Source organism: Rhodococcus rhodnii NBRC 100604, from assembly GCF_001894925.1.
Lineage (GTDB): Bacteria > Actinomycetota > Actinomycetes > Mycobacteriales > Mycobacteriaceae > Rhodococcus_F > Rhodococcus_F rhodnii.
This window is the reverse complement of record NZ_BCXD01000002.1, coordinates 77,528-88,816: the sequence shown is the minus strand read 5'-3', so window position 1 is coordinate 88,816 and position 11,289 is coordinate 77,528. Positions and strand designations below refer to the sequence as shown.

The following is an 11,289-nucleotide window of genomic DNA, read 5'->3' as shown; positions in this document are numbered from 1 at the left end:
GTAAGGATGTCCACAGTGCAGTCGATAGAACTCACTGCCGCCCACTGGGTATACCTGGCCGGCGTCGTCGTCATCATCATCACGATGGTCATGCGCAAGAACATCGTCGTTCCTGCTGTCCTGGCAACGCTTTTCACCGCGTTCGCATTCTCCGGAAGCATCGTCACGGCGATCGCGTCCATCTTCAACGCGAGTCTGGTCGCGGCGGAGGAACTGTTCAACATCTTCCTCATCATCGCGCTGGTGACCGCCATGCTCGGCGGTCTCCGTCAGATGGGCGCGGACCGCCTCATGATCGCTCCGTTCCGGAAGGTGATGCGAAGTCCGACAAGCAGTTTCCTGGTGCTCGCAGCGGTCACCTACGTCATCTCGCTGTTCTTCTGGCCGACTCCGGCGGTCCCACTGGTCGGTGCTGTGCTGATTCCGGTCGCTATCCGGGCCGGTCTGTCACCGATGTCGGTGGGCATGGTCATCGCGATCGCAGGCCAGGGAATGGCGCTGTCGTCGGACTACGTGATGAAAGTGGCGCCGGGGATTTCGGCGAAGGCCGCCGGAATCGAGCCGGACGCGGTCGCGGACAAGGCATTGATCTTGTCTCTGATCGTCGGAGTGGTGGCCATCGTCATCACCTGGGTTTCCCAACGGCGCACCTGGCGAACTCCCTCGGCGGAACTGCTCACGGAGTGGGAGAACAAGGCGGACCGTCACGACACCGACGAACAGAACTCGACGCAGGGAACGGAACAGGTGAGGACAGTCGCTATCGTGTCCGAAACGACCGGAGGAGCCGGCCGGAGTGTGGGACGCTCCGGCAGCGGATCCGGCGAGGAGCCTCCGCTCACCGGCGGATCCTCGGGGACCGCGGTGATCGATCCGGCGCCGAGCGGAGGGGCCGGTTCCCCCGACGAACCCAACCGCAAAGCAGTCGTGTTCGCGTGTCTGGTTCCGCTCGTGTACGCGGCATTCATCGCCTACCTGGCGCTCGGCAAGCTCGGCGTCGTCCCGGTGCTCGAGGGCGGGGAGGCCGCGGCGATGGTCGGTGGCCTCGCTGCGCTGCTGCTCTTCGCGGTATGCGGTGTCGACGATTCCAGCCGATTCCTGGAGACGACTGCGGAGCATCTCGTCGACGGTCTGGTCTTCGCCTTCAAGGCCATGGGGATCGTGCTCCCGATCGCAGGGTTCTTCCTCATCGGCAGTTCCGACTTCGCCGGTGGCATCTTCGGACTCCCCGAGGATGCGACGGCCCCCGGTCTTCACTTCGATCTGGTGACCGCCGCAGAGGCCCATCTGCCGAACGTCTCGATCGTGACCACCTTCGGGCTCCTCGTGGTCGGCCTGGTGGCGGGGCTGGAAGGGTCCGGCTTCAGCGGCCTCCCGTTGACCGGTGCCCTCGCGGGTGCCCTCGCACCGGGCTCCGGCATGGACCCCGCGACCCTTGCTGCGATCGGTCAGATGGGCAACATCTGGTCCGGTGGCGGAACTCTCGTCGCCTGGTCCTCGCTCATCGCGGTGGCGGGTTTCGCGCGCGTGCCGGTATTGAGCCTGGCGAGGAAGTGTTTCGTTCCGGTGATCAGCGGGCTGGTGGTCGCGACCGTCTTCGCGACGTATCTCCTGTAGGGGCGGATCTCCCGTCAGCCGGCTGCCTTCGGGCAGCGGTACCACCCACGGGCGTTGTCTTCGAGGACGGCGTCGATGTCATCGGCGCCGATCGACTCGCGGACGATGTCGACGTCCGAATCCTCGAACACGCGGCGCGCTCGGCTGCCCGGCAGATCGGTACCGAACATCAGCGCGTGGGGATCCACCTCGTGGATGCGGCGCAGCACCTCGCCGACGTCGTCGATGGACGCTCGCCCGAATCCTGTGGCCTTGACGCGCGCGCCCCGCGCGACGAGATCGAGCAGATAGGGCAGGCCGCGCGTGGACATGCCGAGATGGTCGATGCTCACGGCCGGCAGCTTCGCGAACACCGGCTCGAGCGACAGCAGGAGCGTCGCATCGATGTAGAACTCGGCGTGCCACCCCGCGAGATCCCACGCGCGCAACGCCTGGCGGGTGAGCGCCTGCAGGTCGGTGTTCGTGCGCCGCAGGTTGAACCGGACGCCCCGCACGCCAGCCCGATCCAGCGCGAGGATGTCGTCGTCGCTCGCCTCGGGATGCAGTTGCGCGACGCCGACCCAGCCGGGGCCGAGTTCCGCGAGGGCCGCGGTGAGATGCTCCTGCCCGAGATTCTGGTACGACGCCGTCACCACGGCACCGCCCGTGACGTCCAGATGCGCGGTGCGCCTGCGGTAGTCCTCGATCGTGAACGGATCGGGGAGGTACCCGTGGTTCTCGACGATGGGATACCGCGGATCGATGATGTGGAGGTGGGCGTCGAACACACCCTCGATCCTGCCTCGAGGGCACCACCGCGCTGCACGGAACGGAGGGGGGCGGCGGTTCGCCGACGCCGTAACGCACTCGGTTCCAGGATTAACCCCGAGGAAATACGTGCTTCCTACTGTGGTTCGGGACCCGAAGAATCCCCGTCCGCGTCCCGAGGAGGCCGGATAGTGTTCTCGTCTCGAATCATCCGCGCGAGCATCGTTCCCGAGCACATCCCCGACGGCCCCGACCGCATCGAGAACGCGCGTCGAGTCCTCGCCCACGACGGCGCCGTCGTGGTGGGCGGCCTCCACGCCGAATCCGACGCGATCGGCTTCGCCACAGAGCTGTTGGGAGACAGGCTCGTCCGTGTCGGACGGCAGTTTCGCGCCGACATGACGACGTCGCGCCGTGAGGCCGGCCTCGTCGACGCCCAGCCGGTGGACAGCCGCGGCCGGAAACGGTCTTTCGGCTCGCCGGAGGAGCGCATGACGGCCCACAACGACGGCTTCGCGTTCGGTGATCACGCGCCGGACCACCTGTTCCTGTGGTGTTCCCGCCCGGCGATGCCGTCGGGCGGTGACTCCTTTCTGATCGACGCCGCGGCCTTGGTCGACCTGCTGCGCGACGAGCCGCGAGTCCCCGGACTCGCCGATTTCTGCTGGAACACGGCGATCGACCACTCCGAACCGAACTTCCCCCTCCCGGACCCGGCGCCCATCGCGCGCCGGACGCCGAGCGGCAGGGTCCAGGTGCGCTTCCACCCGTATCTCGCGTCGTGCCCCGGCGCGCCTCCCGGACACGAGACGATGATCGGGGTGTGGCGTGCGGCGGTCGACCACGTTCGCGACAACGGCCCGATGTTCCGCGCAGAAGCGGGGGAGATGCTCTGTATCGACAACTTTCGGGTCCTGCACGGACGGGACGGCTACACCGATCCCGACCGCGCGATGTCGTCGATCTGGGCATGGACCACCGACGCACTCGCGGTGCCACGAGAAGCACTCGACATCGTCGCACCCGATCTGGCGGCTCTGCACCGATGACGTCCACCGCGAACGCTCCGAGCGCCACGTCACGGTCGACGCCCGGAGTGGAGATCCGCGGCGTCGCCAAGTCCTTCCGGTCCGGACGCCGCGACCTGGTCGCCATCGACGGCCTGGACCTGACGATCGCCCCGGGCGAGTTCGTCGCGCTGCTGGGGCCGTCGGGCTGCGGCAAGTCGACGGTGCTGCGGATGCTCGCGGGGCTGGACGAGCCGACGAGCGGCCTCGTGACCGTCGACGGCGAGAGTCCGGGCGACCTCGTGGCGAGTCGTCGCCTCGGAATCGCGTTCCAGGAGCACGCGCTCATGCCGTGGGCGGGAGTGGCGGCCAACATCGCACTGCCGTTCCGGATCGCCGGACGACGTGTGGACGCCGAGCGCGTCGCGGAACTCGTCGAGCTCGTCGGGCTGACGGGCTTCGAGAAGGCGCGCCCGTCGCAGCTCTCCGGCGGTATGCGGCAACGAGTCTCGATCGCCCGCGCACTCGCATTGCATCCCGAACTGCTCCTGCTCGACGAGCCGTTCGGCGCGCTCGACGCCGTCACGCGCCGACGGATGAACGTCGAACTCGCTCGCGTGTGGTCCGAGGAACCGGCGACGACGGTCCTCGTCACCCACGACGTGGACGAGGCGGTGCTGCTCGCGGACCGTGTCGTCGTGCTCAGTGGCAGGCCGGGACGGGTCGTGCACGTCGAGGACGTCGCATGGCGACGGCCACGCGCTGCAGGTCTGACGCGCGAGCCGCGCTTCCACGAGGTCGTCGACCGACTCACCGCGCTGCTCGATTCACCTCACGCAGAACAGGACCCGACGCCGAGTGGCGCGACGCCGTGAGTACGCCGGTCCGGCCGGGATCACCGGTCGTGACGTCGCCGTTGCTCGCGGCGGCGGGACTCGGGTTGCTGTTCGTGCTGTTCGAGGGCATAGGGCAGACCGAGGTGTTCGGCAGGAACTGGCCTCCGCTCAGCGAGGTCGTCTCGTTCGTCGCGTCGAATCCGCCCGTGCAGGCGACGCTGCAACGTGCGCTCGTCGCGACGGGGACGTCGGCCGCGCAGGGTCTGCTGCTGGGCGCCGTCGTCGGAATCGGTGCTGCCGCACTGGGTGTGCTCGTCCGGTCGGCCGCGACGGGACTCGACCGGCTCGCGGCCGTGGTCCACGCGGTTCCGCTCATCGCCATCGCCCCGCTGCTCGTGACGACGGTGGGCCGTGCGGCGGCTCCGACCGTCACGGCGGCGATCGGCGCGGGGTTCGCGATCTTCGTCGCCGCGACCGCGGCGCTCGCGTCCGCTCCGGCCGCTCTCGGCGACGTGCACACCGTCCTCGGATCGTCACGGTGGTCGCGGCTGCGGATGCTCCAGCTTCCCCACGGCCTTCCGCTGATGCTCGACGGCGCGGCCGTCGCGGCGTCGGCCGCCGTGATCGGCGCGATCCTCGGTGAATGGTTCGGTGCACCACGAGGTCTCGGTGTCGTGCTGGTGAGTGCCATGAACAACTATCAGATTCCGCTGCTGTGGTCGGCGGCGATCGGCTGCGTCGTGCTGTCGCTCACCGCGTACGGCGTGCTGCGCGGTGTCGCGGCGCTGGTGCGCAGGAGAACGGCATGAACGCCGGCGGGCTCGCGGCCGAGGCGCTGCGCCGTTACTGGGTGTTCCCCGTGATTCTCGTCGCCTGGTGGGCGACGGTGTGGGTCAACGACTTCAATCAGATCGTCATGCCGTATCCGCAGGACGTCGTCGTCGCGATCGCACGCGACTGGGCGGCCTACGTCGACGCGCTCGTCCCGACCGTCGCCCTTGCGCTGGGCGGACTCGCGATCGGATCGCTGCTCGGCGGGCTCGGCGCGATCGCGGTGTGGTCGTCGCGGCTTCTGTCGGGGCTGCTCACGCCGATGGCGATGATCCTCAACTCGGTTCCCGTCGTCGCGATGATCCCGGTGCTCGCCCGCGTGCTGGGCTACGGCCAGGGGACGGTGCTCGCGATCACCGCGATCGTGTGCGTGCTGCCCGCGTTCGTCTTCGTCGGCGGCAGGCTGTCGGCGCCACCCGCCGCGCTCGGCGACGTCTTCTCCGCGCTCGGCGCGACGACACCGACGCGGCTGCGGCACCTGCTGATTCCGCACGCGATCCCCGGATTCATGGTTGCGCTGCGCGTGAGTGCTCCCACTGCGATACTCGCCGTACTCCTCGCCCAGTACCTCATGGGCGCAGGCGGACTCGGCACGATGTTCGCGACGTCGGTCACGTACAGCCGCAGCCAGGAGGCGTGGGGCGTCGCCGTCGTCGCGACGCTCGCGTCGATGATTCTGTTCTTCACGGCCCGCAGCGTCGCGGACCGCGTCACCGCACGCGTCGGTTGACCGCCGTTCGCGCTCGCTCCCTCCAGGAGGATGCATGTCCGCTGCTCGAACCCCGTTCAGCCGCAGAACCTTTCTGCGCGGCACCGCCGTCGGCGCACTCGGCCTCTCGGCCGCGGGCACGCTCTCGGCGTGCTCGGGCGCGGCGGCCGACGCCGACACGATCCGCATCGCGTTCGGCTGGATCCTCAACACCGAGTGGGCCGGCTTCTACGTCGCGGACGATCGCGGGTACTACGCCGACGAGGGACTGACCGTCGAGTTCCAGGGCGGCGGCCCCAACGCCCCCACCCCGATGCAGGCCGTCGCCGCCGGTTCCGCGGACCTCGGCGTCGCCGCCGACGCGGGGGACCTCTACACGTCGATCGCGAACGGCAACGACTTCGTCGCACTCGGAGCCCAGTTCCAGATCTCACCCGGCGGCATCGTGTCGTTGTCGGAGAACCCGATCACCACGCCCGAAGCGCTCGCGACCGCGCGCGTCCTCGGCCAGGAAGGCATCCAGCCGACCCTCGACTCGATCCTGCAACTCGCCGGACAGCCGGCGAACTACGAGTTCACCCCCGTCGGCTTCGATCCGAGCCCGCTCGTGGAGGGCCAGGGCGACTGCTACACGTGCTTCGTCACCAATCAGCCCATCACCCTCGAGATGCAGTTCGGGCTGACGGAAGGGAACGGCTACGAGGTGGCGACGTACGCCGACCTGGGCTCGCCGCAGTACTCGGGCGTCATGTTCACCCCGCGCAGCAGCCTCGACGCCGACCGCGACCGGTGGGTCAGGTTTCTGCGCGCGACGCTGCGCGGGTGGCGGGACACCATTGCCGATCCGGCGCTCGGCGCGAAGCTCGCCGTCGAGAAGTACGGCGTCGACCTCGGCCTCGAGGAGGCTCAGCAGATCCGGGAGAACGAACTTCAGGTCCCGCTCGTCGAGAACCCGAGCGGTCCGCTCTTCGCGATGGACCCGGCCGTGATGTCCGGGGAGATGTACCGGGCGCTCGAACTCGGTGGATACCCGAATCTCCCCGAGCCCGCGTCGTTCGTCGACACGAGCCTGCTCACCGAGGCCGGCGCCTGACACCGGGTGCCTGCGGGCGGTCGTCGCCGGGCGTTACGCTACGAGACGCCCGCGCCCGCGGGCACCGCGGCGGTTCGGTGAAGTCCGGTGGCGATTCCGGCACTGTCCCGCAACTGTGATGTCGCACCGCCGAGGGCGGCGCGAACGAGTCAGGTCATCCGTCGTCGCGGTCACGAAACGGTCCTCGGACGAAGGACGGTGGCGTGCACCGGCGTCGGGCGACCGCCGCCCGCACCGGCCCGTACTCGTCCTCCACACCCGGAGGATGGCATGTCGACACCTCGGTTCCGGCCGACACGTGCGCTCGGCGCACTGGCACTCGCGGCGGTCGTGGCCGTCGGGCTCGCCGCGTGCGGCGACGACGATTCCGCACCCGCCCCGGAGACCCCCGCCCAGGGCGACGACGCCTTCCCGGTGACGGTGGGTTCCGGTGACGGCGAGATCACCCTGGACGCGCGCCCGAACGCCGTCGTGTCGCTGTCTCCGACGGCGACCGAGATGCTGTTCGCCGTCGGTGCGGGCGATCAGGTGGTCGCCGTCGACGACCAGTCGACGTACCCGGGGGAGGCGCCGCGCACCGCGCTGTCCGGGTTCACGCCGAACGTCGAGGCGATCGTCGGCTACTCGCCCGATCTCGTGATCGTGAGCGACGACCCCGGCGATCTCGTCGCCGGCCTGGAGCGGGTGGGCGTCCCGACGCTCGTCCTTCCCGCCGCGGTGAACCTCGACGACGTGTACGGGCAGATCGAGCAGGTCGGCGCGGCCACCGGGCACGTCGGCGACGCCGCCGAGGTGGTGTCGCGGATGCAGGGCGAGATCGACGAGGTCGTCGCAGGGCTGCCCGAGCGTCCCGAGCCGCTCCGGTACTACCACGAACTCGATCCCACCTTCTTCTCGATCACCGACGACACCTTCGTCGGTTCGGTGTACTCGATGCTCGGACTCGAGTCGATCGCGACGGGTGGCGACGGATATCCGCAGCTCTCGGCCGAATACGTCGTCACCGCCGATCCCGACCTGATCTTCCTCGCCGACGCGAAGTGCTGTGGCGTCGACGCGGCCGCCGTCGCAGAGCGGCCCGGCTGGGGCGAGACCGCCGCGGTGCGGGAAGGTCACGTCCACCCGCTCGACGACGACGTCGCGAGCCGGTGGGGTCCGCGTGTCGCCGACCTCGTGCGGCAGGTCGGCGACGTCGTCGCGCAGATCCCCGTGACCGCACCGACCCGATAGCGCCGCACGGATGACGGACTCGAGGGCCGCCGCACCACGACTCACCACCGTGCGCCGCGGTGTCGTCGTCGCGGCGGCGGTCGGGGCGCTCGTGCTCGCCGTGACACTGGGCGTCCTCGTCGGCCCCGCGGGCATCTCCGTGCGCGCCGTCGTCCTCGAACTCGTCGGCGCGCTTCCCGGCGTCGACGTCTCGTCCGGCCTGACGCCCGGCCAGCAGGCCGTGCTGTGGGAGATCCGGATGCCGCGCGTCGCGCTCGGCCTGCTCGTCGGTGCGACCCTCGCGATCGCGGGCGCCGCGTATCAGGGCGTCTTCCGCAACCCGCTCGCCGATCCGTACCTGCTCGGGGTGTCGAGCGGCGCGGGGCTCGGCGCGACCCTCGCGATCGTCGCGGGCGGGACGATCGCGGGACTCGGGATCCCCCTCGCGGCGTTCGCGGGCGGCGTCGTCGCCGTCACCGCGACCTACCTGCTCGGGCGCACCGTCGGCGGTGCCCGCAGCGAGGTCGTCGTCATCCTCGCGGGCGTCGCGGTCGCGGCGTTCGCCAACGCCGGCCAGACCTTCGTGCAGCAGTTCCACGACGACTCGCTCCGGCAGGTGTACGCGTGGCTGCTGGGGCGCCTCGCGACGGACGGCTGGCACGACGTCGTCGTGGTGCTCCCGTACGTCGCGGTCTCGATCGCCGTGATCGCGCTGTTCCGCCGCACCCTCGACGTCATGGCCGTCGGTGATCTCGAGGCCGCGAGCCTCGGCATCCGTCCCGATCGGGTGCGGCTGATCCTCGTCGCCGCCGCGACGCTCGGAACGGCAGCGGTCGTGAGCGTCAGCGGGCTCATCGGATTCGTCGGCATCGTCGTGCCGCACACCGTCCGGCTGCTCGTCGGCCCGGGACACCGCCTGCTGCTGCCGCTCTCGATCGTCGTGGGCGGGGCGTTCCTCGTGCTCGCCGATCTCGTCGCGCGCGTCGCGATGTCGCCTGCCGAACTGCCCATCGGCGTCGTCACGGCGGCGATCGGCGCCCCGTTCTTCCTGTACGTGCTGCGCCGCGGCAGGGTGACGTCGTGACCGGCGACGCCGCGGTGTCCTGCCGCGATCTGTCCGTCGACCGCGGCGGCGTCCGCGTGGTGCACGGCGTGACCATGACGGCGGACGCCGGCGAGTGGCTGGCGCTCGTCGGGCCGAACGGTGCCGGAAAATCGACGCTACTGCACGCGCTCGCGGGGCTGCTGCCGGTCGCGTCGGGCGGCGCGTCCGTCGCGGGCGAGGACCCCGGCCGGGCCCGGCGCCGCGCGATGGCCCGGGCCGTCGCGCTCATGCCGCAGCGCCCCGTCGTGCCGACCGGAACGACGGTCGAGGAGTTCGTGAGCCTCGGCCGCACACCGCATCTCGGCAGATTCGCCGTCGAGGGCCCGGCGGATCGCGCCGTCGTCCACGACGTCCTGGACCGGCTCGACCTCGGCGCCTTCCGTCGCCGTACCGTCACGGAACTCTCGGGCGGGGAACTGCAGCGCGTCGTCCTCGCCCGTGCGCTCGCCCAGCGGCCGCGGGCACTGCTGCTCGACGAACCCACGAGCGCACTCGATCTCGGCCATGCGCAGCAGGTACTCGAGCTCGTCGACCGGCTGCGCGTCGACGACGGCATCACGATCGTCGCGGCGATGCACGATCTCACCTTCGCGTCGCAATACAGTGGCCGCATGGTGTTGCTCGACGAAGGACGGGTCGTCGCGGACGGAAAGCCGCGCGACGTGCTCGATGTGGATCGGATGGCGGACGTGTACGGCGCGCACGTCGAGATCGTCGACCGCGGCGACGGCATCGTCGGCATCCTCCCGGTACGGCGACCGCGATGAAGGTCCGGCTGCTCGGGACCGGCGCCGCCGACGGCTGGCCGAATCCGTTCTGCACGTGCAGATCCTGCCGCGACGCGCTCGCCGCGGGCATCGTGCGCGGCCAGACCGCCGCGCTCGTCGACGACACGCTCATGATCGACTGCGGCCCCGAGGCGCCTCGCGCCGCGCTGCATCAGGGCGTCTCGCTCGCCGGGGTCCGCCACATCCTCGTCACCCACGCGCATTCCGATCACCTGGGCGCGCAGGCGCTGCTCTTCCGGTCGTGGGCAGCCGATTCGGTGCCGCTCGACGTCGTGGGGCCGCCCGACGTCCTGCGGGCGTGCCGTCAGTGGGTCGGCCCGGACGATCCCGTCCGTTTCCTGCCGGCGGTCCCCGGCGAGGTGCTCGCCGTCGGCGGATACCGCGTGCGCGTGCTGCCCGCCGCGCACCGCGTGTTCCGTGACGGCGACGCAGTCCTCTACGACGTCCTCGGTCCCCAGGGCGACCGGATCCTGTGGGCGTGCGATACCGGGCCGCTGCCGCCCGTGTGGTTCGGCGGCGTCGCGGAGGCTGCGTTCGACGCCGTCTTCCTCGAGGAGACCTTCGGCGACGATCACGAACACGGCCCCGGCCATCACGATCTCGTGTCGTTCGACCGCACGTGCCGGTCGCTCCGCTCGGTCGGCGCCGCGGCCCCGCGGACGGACATCGTCGCGGTGCACCTCGGCCACCGCAATCCGCCCGAACGCGAGCTGACCGCGCGGCTCGCCGCGATGGGTGCACGCCCGGGCCGGGACGGGGAGGTCGTCGTCACGGGAGTCGCCGCCGAGCCCGCAGCGTCGCCGCATCGCACGCTCGTGCTGGGTGGCGTGCGCTCGGGCAAGTCGTCACACGCCGAGACGCTGTTCGCGGCCGACGCCGCCGTCACCTACGTCGCGACCGGCACCAGCCGCGAGGACGACGAGGAGTGGACGAAACGCGTTGCCGTGCACCGGGAACGACGTCCGAACGCGTGGCGGACCGTGGAGACCTCCGAGGTAGCGGCGGTGCTGCGCGACGCGAAGGGGCCGGTGCTCGTGGACTGTCTCGGGACGTGGCTGACAGCACGGCTCGATCACCACGGTGCGTGGGAGAGCGGTGACACCGCTGCTGTGGAGGCGGACGTCGACGACCTCGTGGCGGCGTGGCGGGACGCGACGGTGCCGGTCGTCGCGGTGAGCAACGAGGTGGGGGCGGGCGTCGTGCCCGCGACGGCGTCGGGACGCCTCTTCCGCGACCTGCTCGGCGTGCTCAACACGCGCATCGCCGCGGACTCGACCGACGTCACGCTGCTCGTCGCGGGGATCGCCGTACCACTCGTGGTGGCCGGCGAGCCCCGCGGCTGAGCCT

At 70.6% G+C, this 11,289-nt stretch carries 11 protein-coding genes and 1 riboswitch; of the genes, 10 read left to right on the top strand and 1 reads right to left on the bottom strand.

The window, feature by feature from the left end:
• Window positions 1-6 precede the first annotated feature (6 nt).
• The gene (locus tag RR1_RS02180) at window positions 7-1,617 is read left to right on the top strand and encodes a hypothetical protein (RefSeq protein ID WP_010836772.1); all 1,611 of its coding nucleotides are present in this window, start codon (window positions 7-9) and stop codon (window positions 1,615-1,617) included.
• 14 nt (window positions 1,618-1,631) lie between these two features.
• On the opposite strand, the gene RR1_RS02175 is transcribed toward RR1_RS02180, so the two are convergent.
• Window positions 1,632-2,384: an amidohydrolase family protein gene (locus tag RR1_RS02175; protein WP_010836771.1), complete on the bottom strand. Its 753-nt coding sequence runs from the start codon at window positions 2,382-2,384 to the stop codon at window positions 1,632-1,634.
• Between the two features lie 171 nt (window positions 2,385-2,555).
• On the opposite strand from RR1_RS02175, the gene RR1_RS02170 reads away from it, so the two are divergent.
• The 9 genes from RR1_RS02170 (at window position 2,556) to cobU (ending at window position 11,285) form a co-directional block, all read left to right on the top strand.
• A complete protein-coding gene (locus RR1_RS02170) occupies window positions 2,556-3,413 on the top strand; it encodes a TauD/TfdA family dioxygenase (RefSeq protein ID WP_010836770.1) in 858 nt (285 codons plus the stop codon).
• A complete protein-coding gene (locus RR1_RS02165; protein WP_010836769.1) occupies window positions 3,410-4,246 on the top strand; it encodes an ABC transporter ATP-binding protein in 837 nt (278 codons plus the stop codon). The genes RR1_RS02170 and RR1_RS02165 overlap by 4 nt, the downstream gene beginning before the upstream one ends.
• Window positions 4,243-5,016 carry an ABC transporter permease gene (locus RR1_RS02160; RefSeq protein WP_010836768.1) on the top strand — a complete coding sequence of 258 codons (774 nt, stop codon included), beginning with the start codon at window positions 4,243-4,245 and terminating at the stop codon, window positions 5,014-5,016. The genes RR1_RS02165 and RR1_RS02160 overlap by 4 nt, the downstream gene beginning before the upstream one ends.
• On the top strand, window positions 5,013-5,768 hold the full coding sequence (locus tag RR1_RS02155; RefSeq protein WP_010836767.1) for an ABC transporter permease: 756 nt from the start codon (window positions 5,013-5,015) through the stop codon (window positions 5,766-5,768). Before RR1_RS02160 ends, RR1_RS02155 begins: the two co-directional genes overlap by 4 nt.
• Before the next feature lie 34 nt (window positions 5,769-5,802).
• A complete protein-coding gene (locus RR1_RS02150; RefSeq protein ID WP_010836766.1) occupies window positions 5,803-6,840 on the top strand; it encodes an ABC transporter substrate-binding protein in 1,038 nt (345 codons plus the stop codon).
• A 53-nt stretch (window positions 6,841-6,893) separates the two neighbouring features.
• A riboswitch (cobalamin riboswitch) is annotated at window positions 6,894-7,020 on the top strand.
• Between the two features lie 90 nt (window positions 7,021-7,110).
• Window positions 7,111-8,070 carry an ABC transporter substrate-binding protein gene (locus RR1_RS02145; protein WP_010836764.1) on the top strand — a complete coding sequence of 320 codons (960 nt, stop codon included), beginning with the start codon at window positions 7,111-7,113 and terminating at the stop codon, window positions 8,068-8,070.
• 10 nt (window positions 8,071-8,080) lie between these two features.
• Window positions 8,081-9,133, top strand: coding sequence for a FecCD family ABC transporter permease (locus RR1_RS02140; RefSeq protein WP_010836763.1), 1,053 nt, complete (start codon window positions 8,081-8,083; stop codon window positions 9,131-9,133).
• Window positions 9,130-9,921 (top strand): ABC transporter ATP-binding protein, encoded by a 792-nt coding sequence (locus RR1_RS02135; RefSeq protein WP_010836762.1) that lies wholly within the window; start codon window positions 9,130-9,132, stop codon window positions 9,919-9,921. The genes RR1_RS02140 and RR1_RS02135 overlap by 4 nt, the downstream gene beginning before the upstream one ends.
• Complete coding sequence (gene cobU, locus RR1_RS02130) at window positions 9,918-11,285, top strand: bifunctional adenosylcobinamide kinase/adenosylcobinamide-phosphate guanylyltransferase (RefSeq protein ID WP_010836761.1); 1,368 nt, start codon at window positions 9,918-9,920, stop codon at window positions 11,283-11,285. The genes RR1_RS02135 and cobU overlap by 4 nt, the downstream gene beginning before the upstream one ends.
• The last annotated feature ends 4 nt before the right edge of the window (window positions 11,286-11,289 follow it).

Coding starts and splice junctions, on each gene's coding strand:
- RR1_RS02180 (WP_010836772.1), top strand. CDS start 7: ATGTCCACAGTGCAGTCGATAGAACTCACTGCCGCCCACTGGGTATAC.
- RR1_RS02165 (WP_010836769.1), top strand. CDS start 3,410: ATGACGTCCACCGCGAACGCTCCGAGCGCCACGTCACGGTCGACGCCC.
- RR1_RS02155 (WP_010836767.1), top strand. CDS start 5,013: ATGAACGCCGGCGGGCTCGCGGCCGAGGCGCTGCGCCGTTACTGGGTG.
- RR1_RS02150 (WP_010836766.1), top strand. CDS start 5,803: ATGTCCGCTGCTCGAACCCCGTTCAGCCGCAGAACCTTTCTGCGCGGC.
- RR1_RS02145 (WP_010836764.1), top strand. CDS start 7,111: ATGTCGACACCTCGGTTCCGGCCGACACGTGCGCTCGGCGCACTGGCA.
- RR1_RS02140 (WP_010836763.1), top strand. CDS start 8,081: ATGACGGACTCGAGGGCCGCCGCACCACGACTCACCACCGTGCGCCGC.
- cobU (WP_010836761.1), top strand. CDS start 9,918: ATGAAGGTCCGGCTGCTCGGGACCGGCGCCGCCGACGGCTGGCCGAAT.